The organism is Dongia deserti (genome assembly GCF_003574735.1).
Taxonomy (GTDB): domain Bacteria; phylum Pseudomonadota; class Alphaproteobacteria; order Dongiales; family Dongiaceae; genus Dongia_A; species Dongia_A deserti.
This window is the reverse complement of the sequence record NZ_QORW01000001.1, coordinates 565,687-590,002: the sequence shown is the minus strand read 5'-3', so window position 1 is coordinate 590,002 and position 24,316 is coordinate 565,687. Positions and strand designations below refer to the sequence as shown.

The window sequence follows — 24,316 nt, the reverse complement described above, 5'->3', positions numbered from 1 at the left end:
TTTCGTCCGCGGCGTAAGGTCGTTCAGAATTCAGAGGAAGCTATATGTGTTACTCGACCACAAAAATGCTGGACTCGCAACAATCGATGAAGGATCGGGCGGATATTTCTTCACTCGATCTCTGACTCTCATCCCCATGTGCTATCAAGCAGCACCATCAAAAAAATGCGGGATGGGTGACGGAGCTGGGGTGGCCAGCCCTGTGGTAAAAGGCGGTGTACGCATCAGTAGCATGGGTGCCACTGGCACAAGCGCGACATGAGGGCGCGAGCTATATGGGTCAGCTTTTGGCACTTCGGCGACATACTGGTCTCCGCCATGAAAGTCCGGTGCTGAATGTTTAGCTGACCAGTGCTGCAACTACGTTCCGGCCTCGGTATGTCAACTGACGTGCGCGGGAACCTGTCGAAGCGCCGCCTTTGACTCCTTCCGCACACTTTCTTGCATGGTGACGTGGCCCTGGCTCAATGGGTGCCACGGAGGTTAGGGTTGCGGCCGGGTCTGTGCATCGAAAAACTCCCTCAGCTCGCGGCCGTCCTGGTTTGCGCTGTCCACGGCCATCAACATGTTGACCTGCTCGCCATCGTTGGACAGTGGCAGGAGGAGTCTAGCGTATGCCCGGCTGCGATGTGCCAGATCGAGAATGATCAAGTGAAGGAGAGGTCGACGTTCGGAGACGCATTGCCTGTAGTGACGGTCAATCAAGCGGCCATATTCGACGGGCTTGAGATCGAGCGGGGCAAGGCCGGTCAGCTCCTCCCCGTGGATGTCGGAAATCCCGGTGCCGCTGAGGCGATAGCGGAAACCCAAGGGATCAGATAGCACATCCGCTAACATGATGCGGGGCAAGACGCCTATCAGGTCCAGCGGTTCGATGTCGGCGCGGCTGGGCGCGAACCGCTGGCCATGCTTCCCATCCCAGTAGTCGAGAGCATCGATGAGGTCAGGATAGTTTGGATCGCGGAGCTCCAGCTCCAGGCAGGAAAGACTCAATTCAGGCTGGTACATGAGGTCTCGAGTCGGAGTGCCGGCGGTCGTCGCGCATATCAAGGGCAGCAGCAAGCGCGGATTCGATTTCGACCTTCCTGGCCGGCTTCATCAGAATTGCTGCTATTTCGAAACCAGCTACCCTCGGCCTGCCAGCGCTGGTGTGGTCCGGAGGAGTTCCACTGATCATGATCACCCGTCTCTCGAGCCGCCACGCCGATAGAACTCGTAGCACTTCAAGCCCATTGCGGCCCGGCATGTCCGTATCAAGCGTGATGATGTCTGGAGAGCTAACCGCGAGTGTCTGCTCGAGCTGTATGGGATCAGTCAGGATCTGAGTGTGCAGCCCCATGCCCTCGGCGACTCGCTGCACGAAAGTTGCGAAGGCGACTTCGTTGTCGATGACAAGGCACGTCCCGGAAGCAGCACTCATGGCTTTCTGGTCTTCGAAGGCATCCACCCCGTTTTACACAGTAGGTCTTGAGATTCGGTACTCTTGGAGCGCGGCAGAAGCGCTAGTTCATTTGGACTAGACGCGAGTGCCGGTAAACTTCGAAGGGCTGACATCATGACTGCGCCCTCATAAGCGAAAAGTTCACTTGGATGCAGGGCTTCATCCGCTAGTCAAGCAGTTGAAGAACAAATTGTCAGGACTTGGTCTTGACCGTATGGCGCGCCAGGCGCACTCTCGGATTGTCTGTCTAACGCCCTCCCAGAAAGGAGGTGCTCATATGACCCCACCCAAGCAGGCACTGCCGGATATCGCCTGACCTCAGGAGTGCATCCGGCTCGGATCTGAGCCGTGGAGGCCATAGTGGCCGCAGCATCGCAGACATCGAGAGCCGCCGCTGGTTGACGATCAGGGGCCCCGCCCTTTGGAGCGCGCCGAGCCGGCATCATGCGCAAGCTGGCTACATGCCACGAGGATCCAAGGAACGAAGTGCCCGGCAGATTCGGATTGAGGGATGGCTCTCGATCTTCAGGGAACGATGCCGGGCCTCGGGGTCGCAACAATTCACAGGAGGTGCCGTAACCGACATGAACCCACCGCACTGCTACCTGAAAAATCGACTTCTCGACAAAGCCGAAAGGTCCGGTCGTAGTACCGGGCCAGCAGAGGATTCGCCCGTGCTCGCCGAGCGAGCCATTCGATGAGAGCTGAGAGCCTCGCCGGGGCGCTTCCACAACGCATAGCCCCGCCAGCCACGAAAAGGTTGGCGGGGCTTTATATGTGAACTTTAGTCCGCCGCATCCGGCCGCCACCTCAATAACCTTGGGTTAAAGCAGACAGCGCCGCGCGCCTTCGCCTACGCTTGCGGCCGCCGCGTCGATCAGTTTGTCGCCGTCGAGGATTATTTCGACTTCTCCGGCCCAGACGACGAACTCATCGGGTGGCGACCGCGTACGGATGCCGCGTTAGACCGGAGCCGATAGGTCGTTCAGGTGGAAGTGCGATGGCGTCGCGGCCGCGCATACTAAGTCCAGTTGGCTTCTCAGAGAGCGGATGATGTCGTAGCCTACCAGCGAATCGTCGACAGGTGTCCGAAATGCATCCAGCGGGGTGGGGCGGAATAGAATGATAACGGAAACACGACAAATCACCTTCTCGCCAGACGAGCTTATCGAAGCAATCGTCGCTCATTTCCGTTCGCTAAAGCAGAAGTTGCCAGCGGGGACGATTACGGCGCTTCAGTTGGAGGAAGCACCAGACATTACCGTAGCGCTGGTGATCGAACCAGTTGATACACAAAAGCCCCAGCGGGTTGTCGTGCGGCCGGCAGCTGTCGGAGCCGCCATGATTCCACTGCAGAAGCAAGCGCATTCCAATCCCTCGTGCCGGCGTCAAGTCTCTCATCGTATCGGGCGATAGCGTTGGCTTGGTCATCTCAACGGGCAGCAAGCCAACCTCGCTCTTCGAGATTGCTGAGGAGTAATTGCTTCGATCATGACTGAGGGTCCTGCGGTCGACAGTATGCCTTCCGCCACTCCTATGGCAGCTGGAAAGTACCGGACCAGATGCCGAGCCGTCCTGCCTTGGCCCGATCGGCGGCATCTCTGATCACCTCGCAATGGCAATCATGGTAGGCAAGGAGAGGCGGCAAACGGTTACTTTGGTGCTTTATCTGATTTGAAATACCAAGCGAACGGCTGCTGCAGAGCAGGGGCCGGTTCTGGCACTGCAGCGACATCCTGCGATAGATAGAGTGTGGCCGCCTTCGGCCCGAAAGGGGAACCACGGGTTGCGACCACTCAGGCCGGGCCGAACGGGTCTCGGCGTTGGTTGCGGAGGATCTGCTTCAGGAGCGTCGACCATCCGGTGCCACGACTGGGGCCGGGGAAAGCGCGCTCTGGCCGACAGTGACGCGACGGCGAAGATCTCAGTCGAAGAATGCCGGCATCGCAGTGAGATGGATTGGCCTCGCTCCAAGGGCTTAGCCGAGTCCTGGATTCGAGGATGCGCCTGTTCAGCTGCCGCCGGACTGCCCCGAACAGGCAAGGAGCGAGGCGATCTGGCCTGCGACTTCATCGGGGTCGTAGGGCTTGGCGATGAAGGGAACCGGGCGTCCAGACACAACTCTCTCAGCCACCGGCAAGTTGCCCGAAGTCAGGATGACAGGCATTGATGGGAAGTGCTCACGGGCCCAGACAGTGAAGGAAAGACCGCCGATCGAGCCGGGAAGCTGCACATCGCAGAAGACCACGTCCACGGGGTCGCGGGCGCTGAGAACGGCCATGGCTTCCTCGGCCGTCGCAGCCTCGATGACATGATAGCCTTTGCTGCGTAGATACTCGCAGGTGTCCAGGCGCAAAATCACGTCGTCCTCAATGACGAGGACCGTCCCATCCCTTGCCCGGGCCACATCCGGCGTATGCTGCACCTGCCCCATAAGGCAGTGAACACGTCAGTGTTAGGAGGGTTCCAGTCCCGCTCTGAGAATACCTTAGCGCCCCGCCTTGCGGCGCCTTTCGAACAACATCCTGAGGCGCCGAACGACTTGCCTCGGATGATACGGCTTTTCCAGTGGGCCCTCGTCGCACAATTCACCGGCCTTGTCTGCAGTCGCTGTCACACCGGTGGTCAAAATGACCTCCATCCGTGGGTGATTGGCCCGGATCCACTGCGCCAGCCGGAAACCGTCCATCGCACCGTGCAGCTTGACCTCGGAGAACACGGCATCGACCTTCCGCCCGGCGTTGAGGATTGTCATCGCCTCCTCCGCGCCGGTCGCTTCGATGACTTTGTATCCACATTCCCGCAGATAGTCTGCGACCACCATCCGGACGAGAATGTCCGGTTCAATGACCAGAATCGTTTCGGCATTGACCTGCAGAGGGACTCGTTTCGATCGGTTCGACATGAGTCGCAAACGTGAGACTGTAAGCGAGGTTCCACATGGCTTCGGAAACGTTTTATGGTGCGACAAAGGCGCGCGCTGGCTGCTGTCATCGCCATTGTGCATCGCACGAAGTCAGGGTCGTCTTCGATGATGAGGCATCGCCCTGGACGATGAGCGGAAAATCCCAGGCGAGCGCATTAAGCTGTTCCTCAGTCCAGCCGAATGACTCCCCGATCCGGTGCCTGGCTTTGTGGCACACGCCTCTCGACCGAACCTCGTTCGCAACTGTCCGCTGAATTGCTCGAAGCACGTCATGGCTTTGAACTACTTGCCATCGCCGCAGGCCGTATCAGCGAGGGTGGTTCAGCTATCCGACGTAGACCGGACTTGTCGCCGACCTCCGCGTACTGTTGCCTTTGACCCAAAACCGCCGTTGTGAGCGCGATGCGGTGCAGGTCAGACCTGGCTTTGGCGCATGCGGACGGCTCCTCGTCCGTGGTGCGTCTTCACTGAACTCATTCGGGATGGATGGCGGCTGACAACGGCAGTGACCTCCAATCCATCGGCGGCAATTCGGATCGGCAGCAGACCACCATGTTGGTCCAGCCCCGCGACACCCCTGCTGACTTGGTTGGCCGTCAGGGATGTGCTGGTGATGTTTGCCCGAGAGCGGCCAGACTGCAGTTTCGCCTGGCCGGCGGTGGGGGCGAGGCATATGGGCGCCGGGGCACAGGCAAATGCATCTCTCTTATGCCGGCATCTTTCATTCTCAGCTGGCGAAAGCCATTGATGCGGATACCTATCGCTGATAGATTGGTATCCACTTTCAGATCATGCGTAATCCAATCTGGATCGCGTCGGCGGTGCTGGGGGACAGGTGAGCGGACGGTCGGAGCAGATAGCTGCCACGATTTGCGAGGCCATTCTCGCTCACCGGCTGGTGCCCGGCGCGAAGCTTGGCGAGCGCGAGCTGGCCGAGATCTTCGAAGTGAGCCGCATTGTCGTCCGCCAAGCTCTTATACGGCTATCTGAGGACGGGTTGGTAACCGTCGAGCGCAATCGTGGCGCCTTCGTCGCGAAGCCGAGCCTGGCAGAGGCGGTCGAGGTATTTGAGACGCTAACCATCGTCGAGCAGGGTGTGATCGCTCAGCTTGGCAATCGTCCGCGCACCAGCCTGCTGACAGAACTGCGCGGCAATGTCGAACGTCAGAAGGCGGCCCTTGCCAATGGCAACGAGCAGCTGGCCGGCGAGTTCGGCCTCGAATTCCACGATCTCTTGGTTGCCCTCACACGCAACCGCGTTGCGATCGAGTTGCACGCCCAGCTCAAGCGGCGCGCGCGGCTGCTTGAGGCGCTGTATCGCTGCGATTTCGATCATTGCCAGCTGTGCGACGAGCATGAGCGCCTAGTGGCGCTGATCGATCGCAAGCAGTGGACGCGTGCCCAGCAGCTGATGGACGAGCATTACCGGCTGGTGGCCAGAGGCTACCGCATCGACGACGAGGCGCTGCTCATGCAGCCGCTTCACCTGGCGCTCGGCAAGCCGATGAAGACCCCGATCGCCGCGGTCCGAAAGAAGGGGAATGGCAAGCACGCCCAACGCATCACGGGAGGAGAGGCATGACCAATCTGAGATCTTTCATTGAGGGGATGCCGAAGTGCGAGCTGCACGTCCATATCGAAGGCACGCTTGAGCCTGAGATGAAGTTCCAGCTCGCCAAGCGCAATAACGTGCAGCTCCCTTACAAGGACGAGAAGGCCCTTAAGGCGGCCTACGATTTCGATGATCTGCCGTCATTCCTGGCCGTGTATTACGAGGGCATGAGCGTGCTCCTGACCGAGCAGGACTTCTTCGATGTTACTTATGCCTATTTGACCAAGGCGCGCTCGCAGAATGTCCGTTATGCCGAGATGTTCTTCGACCCTCAGGCGCACACAGCGCGCGGCGTAACCTTCGACACGGTCATCCGGGGCATCCGCCGGGCACAACTCCAGGCCGAAACCGCACTCGGCATCCGGTCCCAGCTCATCATGTGCTTCTTGCGCGACTGGAGTGCGGAGTTCGCGATGGCGACGCTGCTGCAATCGCTGCCCTATAAGGAATGGATCATCGGCGTGGGCCTGGATTCCGACGAGAAGAACAATCCGCCCGTCAAGTTCGCAAAGGTATTCCAGCGCGCGCGGGCGGAGGGCTTTCTCCTCACCATGCATTGCGACGTCGACCAGGAAGGCTCGGTCGGTCACATCTGGCAGACCATCCGCGACATCGGCGTCAACCGCATCGACCACGGCGTCAACTCGCTCGAAGATCCGGGACTGTGTGAGGAGATCAAGCACCGCTCGCTCGCGCTCACGGTGTGTCCGATCTCCAACGCGTACGTCACCGACGGCAGCAAGTCGCAGGCGATCGCGGAGATGCTGCGACGGGGCATGCGCGTCACTGTCAACTCCGACGACCCGGCCTATTTCCCGGGCTATATGAATGAGAACTTGCAGCGTGTCCAGGAGGAGATCGGGTTGGACAAACAGCAGCTGGTTCAACTGGCGGCAAACGCGTTCGAGAGCGCCTGGCTGCCACGCGCGACGCGCGACAGCTATCTCGCCGAGCTGCGGGCCTACGCGGCTTAACGCGCAGCATCCAGACTGACTGGATTAGGGACTGCCGGCACGTTCGGCAGCAAGGAAGGTTTGTGCATGGAATTGCGTGAGCTGATCAGGGCCGGGCGGGGCGAGATCAAGGCGGATCTCGTCATCGAGGGCGGTAAGCTGGTCAACGTGGTATCAGAGGAGATCTACCCCGCGGACGTCGCGATCTTCGGGGACCGGATCGTCGCGACAGGCGGGGTCGAGTCCTATATCGGTCCGCAAACGCGCGTGCTCGATGCCGCCGGTAAGTATCTCTGTCCGGGGCTCATCGACGGACATCTCCATGTCGAATGCTCGAAGATGTCTATCACGAGCTTCGCCAAGGCCGTGGTGCCGCTCGGCACAACCGGGATCGTCTCCGGCCTGGATCAGATCCTGGTGGTCGCCGGGCTCGAGGGCGCGCGCGAGTTCCTCGACGAGGCCAAGGCCGGTCCCTTGAAGGTATTCTGGGGCGCTCCCTGCAAGACGCCGTACACGCTGCCGCGCTCCAATGTCGGCCACTATTTCGGGCCACGGGATCACGAGGCCACGCATCATTGGCCCGAATGCGTCGGCATCTGGGAGACGGTGCGGGAGTTCATTCAGGAGACAGACGAGGACGTCCTGTCCGCGCTGGAGATCGCGCGTAGGAGCCGCCTCCCGGTGCTCGGCTGCTCACCGATGGCACGCGGACCAAACCTCAACTCCTACCTTGCCGCCGGAATCCGGCTCGACCACGAGAGCTACACTGCCGAGGAGATGCTGGAGAAACTCCGCAACGGCATGTTCGTGTTGATCCGCGAATCCTCGATTTCTCATTTCCTCAACGAGAACCTGCGCCTGGTCACCGAGATGGGCATCCGGGCGACGCGCCGCATCAGCTTCTGTACCGACGATGTGGTCGCGAGCGATATCCTGCGCCGCGGCCATCTTGATAACATGGTGCGGATGGCGATCGCGATGGGGATCTCGCCGCTGACCGCCATCCAGATGGCGACCATCAACAGCGCCGAGGCGTATCGCATCGACCACCTCGTCGGGTCGATTTCGCCGGGCCGGATCGCCGACATCCTCGTCGTCGATGACTTGCGGCGTTTCAAGGTGGAACGCGTCATCACCAATGGCAAACTGGTGGCGGAAGGCGGCAAGCTGACGGGGAAGCTCGAGCCGCCGGCGCGCAGTGAAGCTCTGATGCACACAGTCAAGGTCGCGCCGATTGCACCGGAAGAGATCCGGGTTTCGTCGCAGAGCCGCCATGGACGAACGCGCGTGCTCGCGATGGCCGTATCGCCCGACCAGATCTTCGTGCGCAAGCGCTTCGACGTCTCGCTGCCGGTCGTGGACGGAGCGGTGCAGGCGGACCCGGCCCAGGACGTGCAGTATGTTACCGTGGTGGAGCGCTACGGCCGCACACGCAACCGGCCGACGGCTTTCGTCTCCGGCTTTGGCCTCAGATCCGGGGCGCTCGCCACCTCAACCGCACCGGATGACAACAATATCGTCTGCGTCGGAACCAATGCCGAGGACATGGCCGTCGCAATCAACCAGATCATCGCCAACAATGGCGGGCAGGTCGTGGTCGACAAGGGGAAGGTCACCTCCTTCCTGCCGCTACCGATCGGCGGGATCGTCTCGGACCTGGAGCCCGATGAGATGGCCGCGCGCGAGGCCGAGCTGGACGAGGCGGCCCGCGCGCTGGGCTGCAAGCTGCCCTGGCCCTTCATGTACATGTTCGTGCTGCAGATCACGGCCATACCGGACTATGCCATCACGGACCTTGGACCTATCGACTGCGTCAAGCTGAAGGTGTTCGATCCGGTGACCGCCGCGTTCTGAGAACCGGCACAGGGCCGCAACGGCAATCAAAGGGAGGACAACATGCCAAAGCACGCATCAATCGCCATCGCCGCAGCCCTTGGAATGGCGGCGGCGCTCACCAGCTCTGCCCTCGCGGAGGACCCGAAGGAGCTGCGGATCGCTGGCGTTCTGTCGGCTGGAAAAGAAGCGCCATGGGAAAAGTCGCTGATCGATTCCTTCAATCGCGTAATCGAGGCGAAGCCGCATGGCCTCGACATCTCGATCGACTACACCGAGAACGTCTATGACAATGCGGAGCAGGTGTTCCGCACTTATGCCGAGACCGGCGACTACGACATCATCTTCGGCGACACCGCCTATGCCGACGCGATCGAGAAGGTGATGGCCGATTATCCGGAAACCATGTTTGTCATGTCCGGGTCCGGTAACCGCGGTCTCGGCGCCAATGCCTACTGGATCTTCATCCACGCCCACGAGCCCGCCTACGCCATGGGCGCGCTGGCGGGCAAGCTCACCCAGTCCAACATCATCGGCGTGGTCAGCACGTTCCCGGCGGAAGACACGAACGACCAGATCAACGCCTTCATTGCCGGCGCCAAGGAGGCGAACCCGGCGGTGAAGGCCAAGCTGACCTTCATCCAGTCCTGGTTCGATCCACAGAAATCGAACGAGGCGACAACCGCCCAGATCGCGGCGGGCGCCGACCAGATCTACCAGATGTCCGGCGCCTTCGAGGTGTGCCAGCAGAAGAAGGTGGGCTGCTACGGGAACTACATCGACATGTCGCCGATCGCGCCCGATGCGATCGTCGCCTCGGCGGTCGCCAAGTGGGATCCGCACGTGAACTGGGTCATCGACCAGTGGTGGAACGCCAAGACCACGGGCGCACCCTTCGATGCGCCGAAGGAACCGAAGTGGTTCGGCTGGAAGGATGGAGGCGGTGATCTCGTCATTAATCCCGCCATGGCGGGCAAGATCCCGGCTGAGGCCAGGGGAGCGGCCGAGGAGACAGCGGAAGCCATCAAGTCCGGGGCCAGGGAAGTGCCACTGGACCTGTCGCAGCCGAAGTCCGAGTAGCATGAAGGCCGGCGCCGGAGTGGCCCGGCGCCGGATTCCATCATGACAGCGCGGCTTTCGATCTCGAATCTGAGCAAGCGGTTCGGGCCGGTTATCGCCAATGACGGCGTGTCGCTGGAGATCCGGCCCGGCGAGCTGCATTGCTTGCTGGGCGAGAACGGCGCGGGCAAGTCCACCTTGTCGTCGTGCTTGTACGGGCTTTACCAGCCGGACCAGGGGCGGATCGTCATTGATGGAGAGGAGCGGCGGTTCCGCTCGCCTGCCGATGCGATCCGCGCGAGCATCGGAATGGTGCACCAGCACTTCGTGCTGGTTCCGACTTTCACGGTTCTGGAGAACATTGTGGTCGGGACCGGCGCTGGATGGCGGCTGGACACCCGCGCGGCCCGCCGCCGCGTAAGTGAGCTCTGTCAGCGTAACGGCCTCCAGCTGAATCTCGATGCCCTGGTCGGGGATCTCTCGGTCGGCGAGCAGCAATGGGTGGAGATCGTGAAGGCCCTCTATCTCGGGGCGCGCGTGCTGATCTTGGACGAACCCACCGCCGTGCTCACGCCACAGGAATCGGAGCGGTTGTTCACCCTGCTGCAGCAGATGACCGCCGACGGATTGTCGATCATCCTCATCACCCACAAGATGAACGAGGTGATGCGGTCCGATCGGGTGACCGTGCTGCGCAGGGGCAGAGTGGTCGGCACGGTCGAAACCGGATCGATCACGCGCGAAGAGCTCACGCAGATGATGATCGGTCGTCAGCTCAAGCAAATCGAGGCCGAAGACCGCGCCGGCAGCGGCGCGCCAGCAGTGGTGACGATCTCCGCCGTTTCGTTGCGCGACGCGCGCAGAGTCGCGGTGCTCGACAATCTTTCGCTTGAGCTGCGCGCGGGAGAGGTCCTGGGGCTCGCCGGCGTGGCGGGGAACGGGCAGCGGGAGCTGTTCGAGGCCATCGCGGGCGTGCGGCGTACCGAGCGTGGCGAGATCAGGCTGGACGGCAAGTCCGTCGCAAATCTGTCCGCAGCCGATATCGCGCGGCGGGGTGTCGGATACGTGCCGGAGGACCGCTTCCGCGACGGGCTGGTCCCCGATTTGACGATCGCCGAGAACATCGTTTTGGGGCAGCAGTGGCAGGCGCCATGGCGTCGCGGCGTGCTGCTCGACGCGGCACGGATGCGCGAGCATGCCGCCCGCTCCATCGCGGACTTCTCGATCGCAACGACCGGTCCCGGCGAACGGATACGACGCCTTTCCGGCGGGAATGCGCAGAAGGTGATCCTGGCACGAGAGCTGGCCAAGGCGACGCGCTGCCTGCTTTGCAACCAGCCGACGCGTGGTCTTGACGTTGGCGTGATCGAATACGTGCACGGGCAGATTCTGCGCAAGCGGCAGGACGGCGTCGCAATCCTGCTGGCGAGTGAAGAGCTGGAGGACCTCATGAGGCTGAGCGACCGGATCGCGGTGATCTTCCGCGGGCGTATCATGGGCATCCTGCCCCGCCACTCTGCCAGTATCGCGCTGCTGGGGCAGATGATGGCGGGAACGCCTTTGGAGCAGGCTGCGTGACGCTGCTGGCGTGGAGCGGCTGGCGGATCGAGCGGCGCAGTGGACGCTCCTCATTCGCGCTGGTCTCGGCATTGCTGTCCGCGGGCGCTGGCGCCGTCCTCTGTTGCGCCCTGCTGTTCCTGGCTGCAGGCGCAGACCCGATCGCAGCATTCGCCGCGCTGGCCAAGGGCAGCTTCGGGAGCACACGCGCGATCGCCGACACCCTCGTGCGCGCGACACCGCTGATCCTGACTGGGCTTGCGACCGCAATCGCATTCAGGGCCCGACTTTGGAACATCGGTGCCGAGGGCCAGGTGTTCGCTGGCGCAATGTTCGCGTTCTGGTGCCAGAGCGCGATCGGCGCCGCACCGGCCTATCTGCAGATCCCCGTCATCGTGCTGGGCAGCCTTTGCGGCGGTGCCCTGTTCGGAGCGCTGGCCGGCGCGCTGAAGGCGCGCTTCCAGGTGGACGAGGTGATCGCCACGGTGATGCTGAACTACATCATCATCTATGCGCTGTCGCTGTTGCTGCAGCAAGGCCCGTGGACCGAGCCTGGCGGCTTCTTCGAGCAGACCGCGATGGTCCCCGACCAAGCCAAGCTGCCTATCCTGATCGAGAAGACGCGGCTGCACCTGGGATTTGTCCTGGCCCTCGTCCTTGCCGCGATCCTGCATGTCGTGCTCCACCACTCGCCGCTTGGCTACGAGATCCGCGCCGCCGGCTCTAACCTGCGCGCCTTGCAGGTCCAAGGGGTCCATGCCGGCCGTCTCATCCTGGTCGTCTTCGCGCTGAGTGGCGCGATCGCGGGACTCGCTGGCGCGTTCGAGGTGTACGGCGTGCAGTACAGGCTGAAGAGCGGTACCCTTGGCGGTCTCGGCTACACCGGGATCATCATTGCGATCCTTGGCCAGCTCAGCCCGCGGGCCGTGGTGATCGCGGGGCTCCTGTTCGGTGCGCTGCTGAACGGTTCGACGCTGATGCAGATCAGGACCGGCGTGCCATCCGCCCTCATCTATGCCATCGAGGCCATCATCCTGATGTTCTTCCTGATCGCATGGGCGATCAGCCAGTTCCGGCTGCGGAGGCTCCGCGATGTGGACTGACCTGCTCGAGGCCGGGATCATCGTCAGCGTGCTCGCCGCGGCCATCCGGATCGCGACACCGATCCTGTTCACGGCGCTTGGCGAGTTGGTGGCGGAACGCGCCGGGATCTACAACATGGGCCTCGAAGGCATGATGCTGATGGGGGCCTTCGCCGGCTGGCTCGGTACTTATCACAGCGGCTCGGCGCTGGTCGGGATCGGTGCGGCCGTGCTGGCGGGGCTGGTCATGAGCCTGCTGTTCGCCTTCATGGTCATCACGCTGCAGATCGAACAGATTGTGACCGGACTTGCGCTCAACCTGCTGGCATCCGGACTTTCGACTTTCTGGCTGCGCTCGGCCTTCTCTGACGTGAACAAGGTGCCGGGGATCTCGATCCTGCAGAATGCACCTATCCCGCTGCTGGCCGACATTCCCTATCTCGGCGCAGTCCTGTTCGACCAACGGGTCGTCACTTATGCCGCACTGCTGGCAGTGCCGGCCGTCTGGCTCTTCCTCTACCGGTCGCGGCTCGGCCTGGAGATACGCTGCATCGGTGAGAATCCGAAGGCGCTGGACATCAAGGGACACAGCGTGGCGTTGCGGCAGTATGCAGCCGTCCTGTTCGGCGGCGCGATGGCGGGGCTCGGGGGCGCCTGCCTCACGGTAGCCGCAACCGCGCATTTCGTGCCGGACATGGTCAACGGCCGCGGCTGGCTTGCGCTGGTCATCGTCATCGCCGGAGGATGGAGCCCCGGCCGCGTGCTGGCCGCCGCGCTGATATTCTCTTTCCTCGATGCCCTGCAGCTTCAGATTCAGGGTGTCGGCATCCAAATCCCGTATCAACTTCTGCTGGCGATGCCCTATGTCGCAGCCATCCTCGCTCTCATGCTTCGGCGCAAGGCTGGGCGCGCTCCCACGATGTTGGGCATGTCCTATCGGCGCGAATGACGATGCGCGAACGGATGGGGCACCTGCAATACAAGCATCGCTGAATTAGCGTAAAGGGGCAGCTTTTGGAGGTGAACCAGACCACCTCGAAACGTGCCAGACAGTCTCTACCTGACTCCAACCAGACTCGCAATTCTGCCGTTCCGGGCCTAGGATTTTCGCGATCATGGCATCCCACTTGCCTGGGCACCGTCCGATGGAGCGCCGCCTCGCCGCCATCCTCGCCGCCGACGTGGTCGGGTACAGCCGGCTCATGGAGCGGGATGAGGCCGCCACATTGGCGGCATTGACGGAGCGGCGCAAAGGCATCCTAAAGCCGCTCGTCGTCCGGTATCATGGCCGCATCTTCAAGCTGATGGGCGACGAGGCGTTTGTCGAATTCGCAAGCGCGGTCAATGCCGTCGAGTGCGCGGTTGCGCTGCAAGACGGCATGTCGAAGGCGAACGCGAGAGTGCCTGCGAGCGATCACATCCTGCTGCGGATCGGCATTAATCTTGGCGACGTCGTGGTGGAGGGGCGCGATCTCTATGGCGACGGCGTCATCCTTGCGAAGCGACTGCAGGGCTTTGCCGAGCCTGGCGGCATCTGCATCTCCCGCAACCTCCACGAACAGGTCAGCAAGCGGCTGACCTTCGGCTTCGAGGACTTGGGCGAGCGCGAGGTCAAGAACATCGCCACGCCAGTGCGCATTTATCGCGTCCGGACCGAGGCGCCGGTCGGCCCCCGCGCACCACTGGGCCCGCCCGAGAGGCCGTCCATTGCGGTCCTGCCATTCGCCAATTACAGCGGAGATCCTGGCCAGCAGTATTTCAGCGATGGCATCACCGAGGACATCATCACTGAGCTGTCGCGCTGGCGTCAGCTCCAAGTTTTCTCGCGGCACGCAACCTTTCGGTATCGTGAGAAATCCACTGACGCCAAGGAGGTCCACCGCGAACTCGGCGCTCAGTATCTCGTGGAGGGCAGCGTCCGTCGCGTCGGAGAGCGGATTCGCATTACGGCGCAACTCATCGACACCCGCTCCGGCAGTCATGTCTGGGCAGAGCGCTACGATCGCGAAATGAGCGACGTGATCACGATCCAGGACGACGTCGTGCGCACCATCGTGGGAACGCTCGTGGGACGGGTCCAGGCAGCGGGTGCGGAGCACGCAAGGCGAAGACCGCCCGCAAGCCTTGCGGCATATGACTGTGTGCTGCGTGGACATGCATTGCCTTGGGGTGACCCAGAGGCCGACGCAGAGGCCCGCCGTCTCTACGAGAAGGCCATTGAACTTGATCCGGGTTACGGGTTGGCTCACGCCTTGCTCGCACTCATGATGTACGCAGAATGGAACCGGGACACGACGGGCTCGGATGCTGCACTCGACCGCGCCTTCGAATTGGCGAAGAAGGCGGTCGAACTTGATGAGAACGAAAGCTACTGCCATTTCATGCTTGGCCAGGTGTACCTCTTTCGCAGGTCTTTCGACTTGGCGGAGCAGTATCATCGGCGCGCGGTCGAGATGAATCCGAACAACCCGGAGCACCTCGCCGACATGGGCGGTCTGCTCTTATGCGTCGGCAGGCCCGAGGAAGCGCTCGAATGGCTCCATAAAGCGCGGCGCGTTGATCCCTATTTCGGACCGGCGTGGTACTGGCACCAGATGGGCATGGCGCACTTTGTGGCCCACCACTATGAGGAAGCAATAGCAGCGTTCGAGCGGTCGCCCACAATGCCGCACTGGGTACATGCTTGGGTAGGTGCCTGTCACGCCTACTTGGGGAGAGGTGAACGTGCCAAGAAATGCGTGGCCGAGTCCTTGCGCCGCCAGCCGAACTACTCAGTAGCGATCTGCGCAGCGAAGCACCCGTTCAAGAATCCGGCCGATCTCGATCATCTGCGCGCGGGTCTGCGCGAGGCAGGGCTACCCGAGTGAGTGCGACGGCCAGGTACGTTCGTCCGGTTGTGGCACTTAGCCGACACTCCATTCCGCGTTAGCGTCATTGGTGCTCGACAGTCGAGCGGAGAGCCGATCAGTTACCTGATCCGAGCCATGAATGAATGAGCTGTAGCTTGTCGTTATGCGAGGCGACGAGCCGGAGCACGACGGAATTGTCGATCAGAGAGAGAAACGCCTGGCGAAGCTGGCTGAGGACACGTTCTCGATCAGGGTCCTGGATCACAAGGATCCTCATGCCATCGAGCGCGACGCGGGCCGGGTATCGGCCATCAATGCACTCTATGGAATTATCCGGCTGCCGTATCTCGTCAGCTTGGGTAACGTTGAGGCTGATGACCACGGCTATCGCTTTCTCCTCCGCCAGCGCGACTTCGCGGGCGTGCACATAGAACTCCATGAGCATCTCATGGCAGCTCCACTTATCATTGACGACCATGGGATAGGTGCCCGGGTACCGGAGCTTGATGTCATCAGATAGCTCCAGCTCCTCGATGCGGGCTTCGATCGCGTCCATGACGAACTTACCAAGGAATACTTGGTCCTCGATCGGGAGATGGATGCCAGGCTGACTCAAGGTGCCGACACCGGTGACGCCGGGCATGAGGATGTCGAAACGGCGTGTGACGGGAAGGTCATACCCTTGGATGCCTGGCTCTCCCAGAAACCGAATCCTCTTGATCACACCCTGCAAGGCTTCTCGATTTCCGCGGAGCGACGGCAGGCTGTCGGTAGCCTCGTCAGCATGGGCTGCGGCATTGGTGGAAATGACGGCGAGCGCAATCCACACCATCGACAAAAGGACGGTTAGGGAGCTGCGCCGCACGATTTTTGCACCTTTCGACATTGACACCGCGGTTTGCCCGGAGGGGCAGATACAACGCTAGGTCGCAACAACAAAGGAATGCTTAATACTGCCCGGGGCTATGAGAGTCGCGTTTTGGCACTTCTCGGAAGAAACGCCAGCTCTTGGCTTCGTTCGCTCCGAGTTCCAAACCAGACTACGCGTCTCACTCAGCGTGAGGGGATATCACCCGGTCTGGTCGGCTTCAGAAATACGCGTAATGATCGGTTAGCCCCGTTCCGGCAGATTGCTAGATACAGTATGTCCCTTAGACAAGTAGATAAGTCCTCTACATAATTATGTATTTTCCCACTGGATGCTGGGAACAATGAACGTGTTCCGACCGGCGCAGGCGATTGGGCGCTCCAGAGCAAGTATCTGAATTTTCTTGTGTATTCGGGGTTCAACGGATTCGGCTAACAAGGTCGACTCCTGGCTAGGCCGAACACCCGATGAAGCTATGCTGCGGTGTTCGAGCCGCCGGCGCGCATCGTCGTCACGGCGCCCTATGCGACCGCTGTCTATGGGGACCAGAAGCTGACCGATGCTGCCGCCGGCGATCCGCGCACGCGCATGTGCATCATGCTCTATGCCCAGGTGATGCAGGCCGACAGCAGCAACTGATGGAGTGTTCTGCTAGGACGCGAGTTCGCGTGGCCTGGCTGAGCGGCGTTGCGCCATCTTCGGCGGCGAAGAGGCCGTCATAGCTTTCCCCGTGCGCGGCCGTGATCGTCCCGGGTGGCTTCACTCGAGACGGTCCCAGAGCATGCGCGGATCGAGCCGGGTGCGGATGTAGTCATCGAGCTGAGCCTTGGCCTCCTCATCGCTCAAAGACTGATTCTCCAGCCGCATAGTCTGCTCGATGGGCTTCAGGTGCTCGGCCGCGACAACCCGCGCCCGCTTCTGGACGAAGGCCTCCAGCGACTCATTGGGGACAAGAGCATAGACGAGGGTGCAGTTCATCGCCTCCGCGGCCCGCTTGAGGGAAGAAAGCTGGATGGAGCCCTTCGCTTCGGCCTTCTCCATGTTGGTGAGGGTCGCCTGGGAGATGCCCATGCGCGCCGCCAGCTGCGCCGCAGTCATCCCGAGGCTCTCCCGGATCGCCCTGACCCAGCCTTTGACCGGGATGGCAAGATGCCGGCCGACATGGCCGGCCGCCCGGAATCGTTGGTCCAGGTGTCGCCGTGCATTGGCAGCGCGTTGCATAGGCGTCATCGGATTGATCCCTTAAACGCTATCAGCATGGCGTGCACGTATAGCATTAAGGCTATCGCTTCGAGCCCGGAAAATAGCTTTTGGGCTATGGGCTGCAACCGATCGAATAGCTTGTAAGCTATGCGAGTTTTGATCAGTCGGCAACTTTCCGGCCCTTCGACACACCCAATGGGCTTTCCCCGGCTTCAGTAAGTCCAACCTGGATAAGCTACTGTTCTGGCAAGGTTTTATTTGTGTAACGCCAAATCTCAATATCCGCTGTCAAAACGACGGTGAATCTCGGGTTCCAGCGTTGGCGAATCTCAGTTTCGACTGTTCTCGCCCAGCGGAATCAATAATTTAGCTGGAAAGGAGTCTCGGTTAGATCAGCTGCCTATACTGCGCCGCATTGCCGGATTGTCCAGGAAGCAGCCGCTGAAAAAGCCAGCCGCCAAGGTGCGTAAGGCGCCACCCCGCAGAGCGGCGAGCAAGTCCCTCAAGAAGGGACGGGCGCCGCAGGTCTACTGCAGCGATCTGCTCGGCCAACTCTTCAAGGGCTATCAAGCGGAGGAGATCAAGGTCTGGGGCGATCGCTTTCCGGCCTATCTGCGCGCCAATCTGCAGCCGGTGATCGAGGAGTTGCTCATGGCCAGCGCCGACCAGTGCGTTGGCGCTGTGCCGCGCTACAGTTCGCAGACCCTGACCATGAACGAACTGATGAGCCGCGATCGGGACGACCGCATCGCCGCCGGCCCGATCGCGCACGTCGCGGTCGATACTGGCGAGGACCAGCCGGTGCGCTGCGTGCGCAACGTGCTGATCCTGAGACGCGCGCCGATCCCGCATGCGATCTTCATCTATGTGCGCACCGATCCGGGCGGAGACGAGCGTTATATAGATGTCGACATCGCGGTGCCGCGTGATCATCCCGGCAGCGAAGCCTTCGCGGTCGAATGCTTGGTTCCGCTGGAGGAGGCGATGGACCAGTGCCGCGCCTATCGTGGCAAGGTCCTGTCGCTGGAGAACCAGGAGCATTACAGCGGCCGCGTCGGACGCATCCAGGTGCACCGCTTGAAGCCGGTCGAATCCGCGCAGGTGATCCTGCCCGCGCCGACACGGAAACTGCTCGATCGCAGCGTGATCGACTTCATGAAGGCGCGCGGATCCTTGCGTGCCATGGGCTTCCAGACCAAGCGCGGCATCCTGCTCTATGGCCCACCCGGCACGGGCAAGACCCACACCATCCGTTACCTCGCCAGCAACTTGCCCGGTACCACCACGTTCCTCATCACTGCGGAGCAGGTAGGTCTGCTGCCGCACTACATGAGCCTCGCGCGTCTGCTGCAGCCCGCCATGGTGGTGATCGAGGATGTGGACCTGATCGCGCGCTCGCGCGACCGCATGCGCAGCGCCTGCGACGAGACGATGCTGAATAGCCTTTTGAACGAGATGGACGGGCTGAAGGAGAACAGCGACATTCTCTTCATCCTCACCACCAACCGCCCGCAGGACTTGGAGGCGGCCCTCGCCAACCGCCCGGGCCGCATCGACCAGGCGATCGAGGTGCCCGTGCCCGACGCGCCCAGCCGCGAGAAACTGGTGCGCCTCTATGGCCGAGGCCTGAAGCTCTCGGACACGCTTGTGGTGGAGGCGGTGAAGCGCACCGATGGCGTCAGCGCGGCCTTCATCAAGGAACTGATGCGCCGCACCGCGCAGGCGGCGATCACCCGCGGCGGCGACGCGAAGAAGACGGTCGAGCCGAACGAGGTGGATTTGAACGAAGCGCTCAACGACATGCTGTTCAGCGGCGGGACGCTGAACGTGAAGCTGCTGGGCGGTGCTGCCGCCTAGAGAGTCCTGCTGCCCTCCGTGGTCCATCACGTGGGACCCCACGCATAACCCGATTCATTCGAATCGGGCGCATGCTCTAGTCTCATCCGGCGACTCGGCCGTACGCCGCTTCCAGGGGTGCGGCGCCGCATGCGCTTTGCCGACGGAACGCCCTGGGGGAGGCCAGTGATGGAAGAACTCTTCGATCCGGGGTACTACGCGGAGGAGATCGCGGCCGCGCGGCTCTGGCTGGAGGAGAACGCGCTGGCGCTCAGCATCGCGACCCTGGGTCAGGCGCTGGTGCTCGGCCTTGCCTTCCTTGCGGCGCGGCTCGCGGCGCCGCGTCTGCGGGTGCTGCTGGCGCGCCCCGCCCACGGGCGGTTCGAGCCGCAGATCGTGCGCCTGACCCAGGCGCTGCAGCCGCTCGCCTTGCCGATCATGTGGCTGCTCGGCCTGTGGCTGGCCGTCCTGCTGGCCTCCACCGTGGATCTGCCATTCACGCTGATGAAGACGGTGGTGAGCCTGCTGACCGCCTGGGTCGTGATCCGTTTCACCGCCTCGCTGGTGCGCGATCCCTTGTGGTCGCGCTTCGTTGCCATCGTCGTGTGGGTGATCGCGGCACTCAGCATCTTAGGGCTGCTGGCGCCGACCATGGCGACCCTCGACGGCATCGCGATCAATCTCGGCGATCTGCGCGTCTCCGCCTTGACGGTGGTGAAGGCGGTGCTGTCCCTGGCGCTGCTGCTGTGGATCGCGACGTTTTCGGGTCGCGTGCTGGAGCGGCGCATCACCGCCGCCACCAACTTGACGCCCTCGGTCCAGGTCCTGCTCATCAAGCTGCTGAAGATCGTGCTGACGGTGATTGCGCTGGTGGTGGCGCTGCGCACCGTCGGCATCGATTTGACCGCCTTCGCGGTGCTGACCGGCGCGATCGGCGTCGGCATCGGCTTCGGCCTGCAGAAAATGGTGTCCAACTTCGTCAGCGGCATCACCATCCTGCTCGACAAGTCGATCAAGCCCGGCGACGTGCTGGTGGTAGGCGACACCTACGGGCGGGTGCACTCCCTTGGCGCGCGCTATGTCTCGCTCATCACCCGCGACGGCACCGAATACCTGATCCCGAACGAGGACCTGGTGACCCAGCAGGTCGTCAACTGGTCCTACAGCTCGGACCAGGTGCGCCTCAAGGTGTCGATCGGCATCTCCTACAGTGCCGACGTGCGCCAGGCGATCGCCCTCTGCCTCGAATCCGCCGGCCAGGTGCCGCGCGTGCTGAAGCAGCCGGCGCCGGTCTGCCTGCTCAAGGGCTTCGGCGACAGCTCGGTCGACCTGGAGCTCCGCTTCTGGATCCAGGACCCGATGAACGGCACCGCCAACGTGAAGAGCGAAGTCCTGCTCCACATCTGGGACCGCTTCCACGAGCACGGCATCGAGATCCCCTTCCCGCAGCGCGACCTCACCATCAAGACGCCGGTGGAGGTGAGGGTGAAGGGTGCGGAAACTTAGGACCGCCGCCGTCGAAATCCGGCAGTGGCGCGGCGAACGGCGGCAAGCTCCACGCTTGGCCGAGGCGCTAGCACCAGACGATTGCCGCGAGCGGGGAGGCATCGCCATGCCGCATTTCAAAGGCTCGGAATCCGAGATCTGGTTCGAGCAGGTCGGTCCGGAGAACGCGCCGCAGCTCGTCTGGGTCGGCGGTGGCGGCACCATGGGACGCGACTGGCACCGCTTCCAGACGCCGCATTTCGCGAAGTCCTGGCGCAACCTGGTGTTCGACAACCGCGGCGTTGGCCAAACGCGCTGCAGCGCGCCGATGCCGTGGCCGATCGAGCGCTTCGCGCGCGACCTCGGCGAGCTCACAACGGCCGTGTGCAGCGGCCCCGCCATCTTTATCGGCACGTCCTTGGGCTCCGCCATCGTGCAGCAGCTCTGCATCGACCGGCCGGATCTCGTCCGCTGCGCAATCGTGATGGGCACCGGCGCGTGGAGCACCGGCTGGGGCTGGGACTACCAGGAGGCGGAGATCGAATTCCGCCGCCGCGGCGGCCGGCTCGACGGCATGATGGGCGTCACGCACTACGCCGCGATGCTCTACCCGGCGCGCGCGCTCGGCGACCGCGCCCTCTGGCCGAAGCTGAAGGCACTCATGCTTGAATGGATGGAGAGCGGCGAAAACGAGGAGAGCCTGGTGTCGCAATGGGACGCCTCCCTCCGCTTCGACCAGCGCGCGGCCGCGCGCGGCATCACGGTGCCGGTCCACGTCATCGCCTTCGTCGAGGACGTACAGGCGCCGCCCCAGGACGGCGAAGAACTTGCGCGCCTCATCCCCGGCGCCAGGTTCCACCTACTGGAAGGCATGGGCCACGGCTCCTGGTACGGCCACACCCACCACCGCATCAACGCTGTAATCGAGGAGATTGTGCGAGAGGTGGGGTGAGATTCAAGGTCACGGAAATGCACGTGGAGTGGAACAGGGTTCGCGGGTAAATAGAAGTTGTGGCAAAAACGCTGTCCTGCGTTCTGCAAGCGTTAAATCGGCGTTCCGCTTGGGTTTGCGACATTGGACATCTTGCTGCGCGTCACGGCTGTGGCCGAGAGGTGGTGGAACCGACGCTCGCCGTGGGCCAAGCTCCTCTGCCTCTTGTCGGCACTGGCGCTCGTGGCCGCCTCGAGCGGTGTTCTTGGCATCCTTGTTGCGAAGCGGCTCGATCGCGCGGAGCGTCGCGACGCATCCGGCCCCCCGATCTGGGCGTCCAGCCCGGGCTCGCCGGTGGCGATGCGTCATTTGTCCAGCGGCTTGCTCGACCTCAAGCTGACGTCCTTCAATCTGCGACGGCTGGATCCGGCGTTCAGGCCCTATGCCGGCGCAATCCAGCTGATCGACGGCGGCATCCTGATCGCCGAGGCGGCGGGCGGCCTCTACAAGCTGACCTTCGATGGTCCCCGCACGCCGCGGCTACAGCGCCTGGCAACGCGCCTCGAGCTGAATGAAGCAGCCGAGAACGAGGTGTTTATGGAGACCATGAGGGGGCGCTATCCGCCAAATCCCGTGCGGGTCACCGACCTGCTGCTGTTGCAGGGAACGGACGAGATCGCGGTCGCCCACACCTTCTGGAATGTCGAGGAGAAGTGCATCACGCTGCGCGTTTCGACCCTGCCTGCATCCAGCCTCCTGTCCGTGGATCAGGACGCTAGTGCCGATTGGCGCCGCGTATTCGAATCGAAACCGTGCGCCAGGAAGGTGGCGCTGAGCCACGAGAGCGGCGGCCGGATGTTCCAGGTGCATCCCGGCTCGATCCTCCTCACGGTCGGACACCTGGAGGCGGACGAACTGGTGCGGGATCCGTCGGCGCATTACGGCAAGATTCTGTCCATCAGCCTGGCCGACGGGGCGATCGAGCGCGTCTCGACCGGCCATCGCAATCCTCAAGGACTGACGGCGGATCATCTCGGGCGATTGTGGTCAACGGAGCATGGTCCGCAGGGCGGCGACGAGCTCAATTTGCTGAAGCCGGAGCAGGATTACGGCTGGCCGCTGGTGACGCTCGGCACCGACTACGGCAGCCTGTCATGGCCCTTGTCCAATCATCAGGGCCGGCATGAGGGTTACCAGCCGCCCGTCTTCGCCTGGATCCCGTCGATCGGCATCAGCAATCTCACCGCGGTCGCCAATTTCAATGAGCGCTGGGACGGTGACCTGCTCGTCGCCAGCCTGCGCGGTGAATCGCTGTACAGGCTGCGCCTGGAGGGCGAGCGCGTGCTCTATGAGGAGCGGCTCCACATCGGCGAGCGGATCCGGGACATCGCGCAGGCGGCCGACGGCACCATCTGGCTGTGGACCGATTCAGGGAAGGTCATCGCCCTCACCACCTCCGATGCCAGCGCCACCATTGCCGCCATGATCGAGATGCAGCCGCCCGCGATCGCGGAGGCGCTTGCCCAATGTGCCGCATGTCATGCCTTCGATCCAGGAGCGCACGGCACGGAGCGGCTCACGTTATGGAACGTGCATGAGCGGCGCCTCGGCGACGGCGCGAACAAGACGCTCTATTCCGAGGCCATGCTGCAGGCCTCCAAGGACGGCGCAGTCTGGGACGACGCGCGGCTCGACCAGTTTCTCGCCGACCCAAGGAAGGCCCTTCCCGGAACGAAAATGGCGATCGGCGGCATCCCCGACGTCGAGACGCGGCGGGGGATCATCCGGTTCCTAGCCACGCTGAAGTGAATGAAATCATGCCCAATTCGTAGCGGACGAATCTTGGCTTCTCATCCGGCCCCATCACTTGACTTCACCGCCTCCCTCCCCCAACAGTTATCGCGCTTCTCCGACCTTCATTCTCAGGGAAGAGGGATCTTCCATGCCACCCCATTGCTTTGTGCCCCGCTTGACTCAAGTAGCGTTGGGGTGCGGGATATTGCTGTGCGCGGCGTTCGCTTCATCGCTGGCATCGGCTGAAAACCAGGCAAGGATCGAAGGGCTAAAGATCGAGGTCGACTTCGACGCGTGCACGACCGAGCAGACACAGAAAACCGAGTTCTGCGCCAACGAGAAGTGGAATATCGAGGTCGATGCGGACGGCTGGAGCGCCGAAGGCACTGGTACGGACGGCGCCCCGCCGGTGCTCGAGATGCAAGCAATCTGCCAGGATGGAAAATACAAGTCTGTCACCAATAGCCAAATCTGGCTTGCGAAGTGCGAGCTCACCGGCGATGCGGTCAACCCCTGCTTCCACATCATTGGCGGCGGCAGCAGAGAGGCCTTCACAAAGGTCGACACGCGGCAGTGCTTCAACATCGCTGAAAGCGCCTGCACCATGACGCTCGAGGGCATGATGATCGGGCAAGCTGAGGCGGTGAAAGGCGAATACGCCGTCGTGCTGAAGGAGCTCAAGAGCTGCCGGATTGTTAAATAGCCCGGCGTTCGGCCGATTGCCGGTCCCTTGACACCTCTCTTGCCTTCCCCCAATAGTCTCCGCCTATTTCCTGCGTTCTGAGTTCGTTCGCGGCGGGCCATTGCGCCCGCTGAATTGCTTTTGAGGAGTGGTGGTCGATGAACGACGCCCAGGCCGTGAAGGCTCAAGCCCCCGCTGCATCCCC

General features: G+C 62.4%; 20 protein-coding genes. 14 read left to right on the top strand and 6 right to left on the bottom strand.

The window, feature by feature from the left end; translation table 11 throughout:
- Positions 1 to 483: 483 nt before the first annotated feature.
- From DTX69_RS02885 to DTX69_RS02870, 4 genes are all read right to left on the bottom strand, one after another.
- Positions 484 to 1,008, bottom strand: a complete 525-nt coding sequence (locus DTX69_RS02885; RefSeq protein ID WP_119299958.1) for a PAS domain-containing protein — start codon at positions 1,006 to 1,008, stop codon at positions 484 to 486.
- Entirely contained in the window at positions 995 to 1,447 is a 453-nt protein-coding gene (locus tag DTX69_RS02880) for a response regulator (RefSeq protein ID WP_119299957.1), read from the bottom strand. The genes DTX69_RS02885 and DTX69_RS02880 overlap by 14 nt, the downstream gene beginning before the upstream one ends.
- Before the next feature lie 2,005 nt (positions 1,448 to 3,452).
- On the bottom strand, positions 3,453 to 3,875 hold the full coding sequence (locus DTX69_RS02875) for a response regulator (protein ID WP_119299956.1): 423 nt from the start codon (positions 3,873 to 3,875) through the stop codon (positions 3,453 to 3,455).
- Positions 3,876 to 3,929: 54 nt separating this feature from the next.
- Positions 3,930 to 4,448 carry a response regulator gene (locus tag DTX69_RS02870; RefSeq protein WP_284735506.1) on the bottom strand — a complete coding sequence of 173 codons (519 nt, stop codon included), beginning with the start codon at positions 4,446 to 4,448 and terminating at the stop codon, positions 3,930 to 3,932.
- Between the two features lie 754 nt (positions 4,449 to 5,202).
- On the opposite strand from DTX69_RS02870, the gene DTX69_RS02865 reads away from it, so the two are divergent.
- The 8 genes from DTX69_RS02865 (at position 5,203) to DTX69_RS02830 (ending at position 15,330) form a co-directional block, all read left to right on the top strand.
- The gene (locus DTX69_RS02865) at positions 5,203 to 5,949 is read left to right on the top strand and encodes a GntR family transcriptional regulator (RefSeq protein WP_119299954.1); all 747 of its coding nucleotides are present in this window, start codon (positions 5,203 to 5,205) and stop codon (positions 5,947 to 5,949) included.
- The gene (locus tag DTX69_RS02860; RefSeq protein ID WP_119299953.1) at positions 5,946 to 6,953 is read left to right on the top strand and encodes an adenosine deaminase; all 1,008 of its coding nucleotides are present in this window, start codon (positions 5,946 to 5,948) and stop codon (positions 6,951 to 6,953) included. The genes DTX69_RS02865 and DTX69_RS02860 overlap by 4 nt, the downstream gene beginning before the upstream one ends.
- A 66-nt stretch (positions 6,954 to 7,019) precedes the next feature.
- Positions 7,020 to 8,786, top strand: coding sequence for an adenine deaminase (locus tag DTX69_RS02855; protein WP_119299952.1), 1,767 nt, complete (start codon positions 7,020 to 7,022; stop codon positions 8,784 to 8,786).
- A 42-nt stretch (positions 8,787 to 8,828) separates the two neighbouring features.
- On the top strand, positions 8,829 to 9,845 hold the full coding sequence (locus tag DTX69_RS02850) for a BMP family protein (protein ID WP_119299951.1): 1,017 nt from the start codon (positions 8,829 to 8,831) through the stop codon (positions 9,843 to 9,845).
- A gap of 42 nt (positions 9,846 to 9,887) precedes the next feature.
- Positions 9,888 to 11,402: an ABC transporter ATP-binding protein gene (locus DTX69_RS02845; protein ID WP_119299950.1), complete on the top strand. Its 1,515-nt coding sequence runs from the start codon at positions 9,888 to 9,890 to the stop codon at positions 11,400 to 11,402.
- Complete coding sequence (locus tag DTX69_RS02840; protein WP_119299949.1) at positions 11,399 to 12,484, top strand: ABC transporter permease; 1,086 nt, start codon at positions 11,399 to 11,401, stop codon at positions 12,482 to 12,484. The genes DTX69_RS02845 and DTX69_RS02840 overlap by 4 nt, the downstream gene beginning before the upstream one ends.
- Positions 12,474 to 13,412 (top strand): ABC transporter permease, encoded by a 939-nt coding sequence (locus DTX69_RS02835; protein WP_119299948.1) that lies wholly within the window; start codon positions 12,474 to 12,476, stop codon positions 13,410 to 13,412. Before DTX69_RS02840 ends, DTX69_RS02835 begins: the two co-directional genes overlap by 11 nt.
- Before the next feature lie 166 nt (positions 13,413 to 13,578).
- Positions 13,579 to 15,330 (top strand): adenylate/guanylate cyclase domain-containing protein, encoded by a 1,752-nt coding sequence (locus DTX69_RS02830; RefSeq protein ID WP_119299947.1) that lies wholly within the window; start codon positions 13,579 to 13,581, stop codon positions 15,328 to 15,330.
- 97 nt (positions 15,331 to 15,427) lie between these two features.
- Here DTX69_RS02830 and DTX69_RS02825 read toward each other — a convergent pair whose 3' ends face one another.
- Positions 15,428 to 16,198, bottom strand: a complete 771-nt coding sequence (locus DTX69_RS02825; protein ID WP_162916568.1) for a hypothetical protein — start codon at positions 16,196 to 16,198, stop codon at positions 15,428 to 15,430.
- Positions 16,199 to 16,663: 465 nt separating this feature from the next.
- On the opposite strand from DTX69_RS02825, the gene DTX69_RS29955 reads away from it, so the two are divergent.
- Positions 16,664 to 16,819 (top strand): hypothetical protein, encoded by a 156-nt coding sequence (locus tag DTX69_RS29955; RefSeq protein WP_162916566.1) that lies wholly within the window; start codon positions 16,664 to 16,666, stop codon positions 16,817 to 16,819.
- Between the two features lie 120 nt (positions 16,820 to 16,939).
- On the opposite strand, the gene DTX69_RS02820 is transcribed toward DTX69_RS29955, so the two are convergent.
- Positions 16,940 to 17,410 carry a mobile mystery protein A gene (locus DTX69_RS02820; RefSeq protein ID WP_284735505.1) on the bottom strand — a complete coding sequence of 157 codons (471 nt, stop codon included), beginning with the start codon at positions 17,408 to 17,410 and terminating at the stop codon, positions 16,940 to 16,942.
- Positions 17,411 to 17,806: 396 nt separating this feature from the next.
- Here DTX69_RS02820 and DTX69_RS02815 point away from each other — a divergent pair, with 396 nt between their 5' ends.
- The 5 genes from DTX69_RS02815 to DTX69_RS02795 all read left to right on the top strand — a co-directional run bounded on the left by DTX69_RS02815 (position 17,807) and on the right by DTX69_RS02795 (position 24,132).
- On the top strand, positions 17,807 to 19,240 hold the full coding sequence (locus DTX69_RS02815) for an AAA family ATPase (RefSeq protein ID WP_284735504.1): 1,434 nt from the start codon (positions 17,807 to 17,809) through the stop codon (positions 19,238 to 19,240).
- Positions 19,241 to 19,408: 168 nt separating this feature from the next.
- Complete coding sequence (locus DTX69_RS02810) at positions 19,409 to 20,725, top strand: mechanosensitive ion channel family protein (RefSeq protein ID WP_119299944.1); 1,317 nt, start codon at positions 19,409 to 19,411, stop codon at positions 20,723 to 20,725.
- A gap of 106 nt (positions 20,726 to 20,831) precedes the next feature.
- Positions 20,832 to 21,656: an alpha/beta fold hydrolase gene (locus DTX69_RS02805; RefSeq protein WP_119299943.1), complete on the top strand. Its 825-nt coding sequence runs from the start codon at positions 20,832 to 20,834 to the stop codon at positions 21,654 to 21,656.
- Between the two features lie 123 nt (positions 21,657 to 21,779).
- Positions 21,780 to 23,444: a PQQ-dependent sugar dehydrogenase gene (locus DTX69_RS02800; protein ID WP_119299942.1), complete on the top strand. Its 1,665-nt coding sequence runs from the start codon at positions 21,780 to 21,782 to the stop codon at positions 23,442 to 23,444.
- A gap of 160 nt (positions 23,445 to 23,604) precedes the next feature.
- A complete protein-coding gene (locus DTX69_RS02795; RefSeq protein ID WP_284735503.1) occupies positions 23,605 to 24,132 on the top strand; it encodes a hypothetical protein in 528 nt (175 codons plus the stop codon).
- Positions 24,133 to 24,316: the final 184 nt, after the last annotated feature.

What these genes read in the sequence shown, in the direction of transcription:
- DTX69_RS02885 (WP_119299958.1), bottom strand. Translation starts at nt 1,008, where the DNA reads ATGTACCAGCCTGAATTGAGTCTTTCCTGCCTGGAGCTGGAGCTCCGC.
- DTX69_RS02875 (WP_119299956.1), bottom strand. Translation starts at nt 3,875, where the DNA reads ATGGGGCAGGTGCAGCATACGCCGGATGTGGCCCGGGCAAGGGATGGG.
- DTX69_RS02870 (WP_284735506.1), bottom strand. Translation starts at nt 4,448, where the DNA reads ATGCACAATGGCGATGACAGCAGCCAGCGCGCGCCTTTGTCGCACCAT.
- DTX69_RS02860 (WP_119299953.1), top strand. Translation starts at nt 5,946, where the DNA reads ATGACCAATCTGAGATCTTTCATTGAGGGGATGCCGAAGTGCGAGCTG.
- DTX69_RS02855 (WP_119299952.1), top strand. Translation starts at nt 7,020, where the DNA reads ATGGAATTGCGTGAGCTGATCAGGGCCGGGCGGGGCGAGATCAAGGCG.
- DTX69_RS02850 (WP_119299951.1), top strand. Translation starts at nt 8,829, where the DNA reads ATGCCAAAGCACGCATCAATCGCCATCGCCGCAGCCCTTGGAATGGCG.
- DTX69_RS02845 (WP_119299950.1), top strand. Translation starts at nt 9,888, where the DNA reads ATGACAGCGCGGCTTTCGATCTCGAATCTGAGCAAGCGGTTCGGGCCG.
- DTX69_RS02835 (WP_119299948.1), top strand. Translation starts at nt 12,474, where the DNA reads ATGTGGACTGACCTGCTCGAGGCCGGGATCATCGTCAGCGTGCTCGCC.
- DTX69_RS02830 (WP_119299947.1), top strand. Translation starts at nt 13,579, where the DNA reads ATGGCATCCCACTTGCCTGGGCACCGTCCGATGGAGCGCCGCCTCGCC.
- DTX69_RS02825 (WP_162916568.1), bottom strand. Translation starts at nt 16,198, where the DNA reads ATGTCGAAAGGTGCAAAAATCGTGCGGCGCAGCTCCCTAACCGTCCTT.
- DTX69_RS02820 (WP_284735505.1), bottom strand. Translation starts at nt 17,410, where the DNA reads ATGACGCCTATGCAACGCGCTGCCAATGCACGGCGACACCTGGACCAA.
- DTX69_RS02810 (WP_119299944.1), top strand. Translation starts at nt 19,409, where the DNA reads ATGGAAGAACTCTTCGATCCGGGGTACTACGCGGAGGAGATCGCGGCC.
- DTX69_RS02805 (WP_119299943.1), top strand. Translation starts at nt 20,832, where the DNA reads ATGCCGCATTTCAAAGGCTCGGAATCCGAGATCTGGTTCGAGCAGGTC.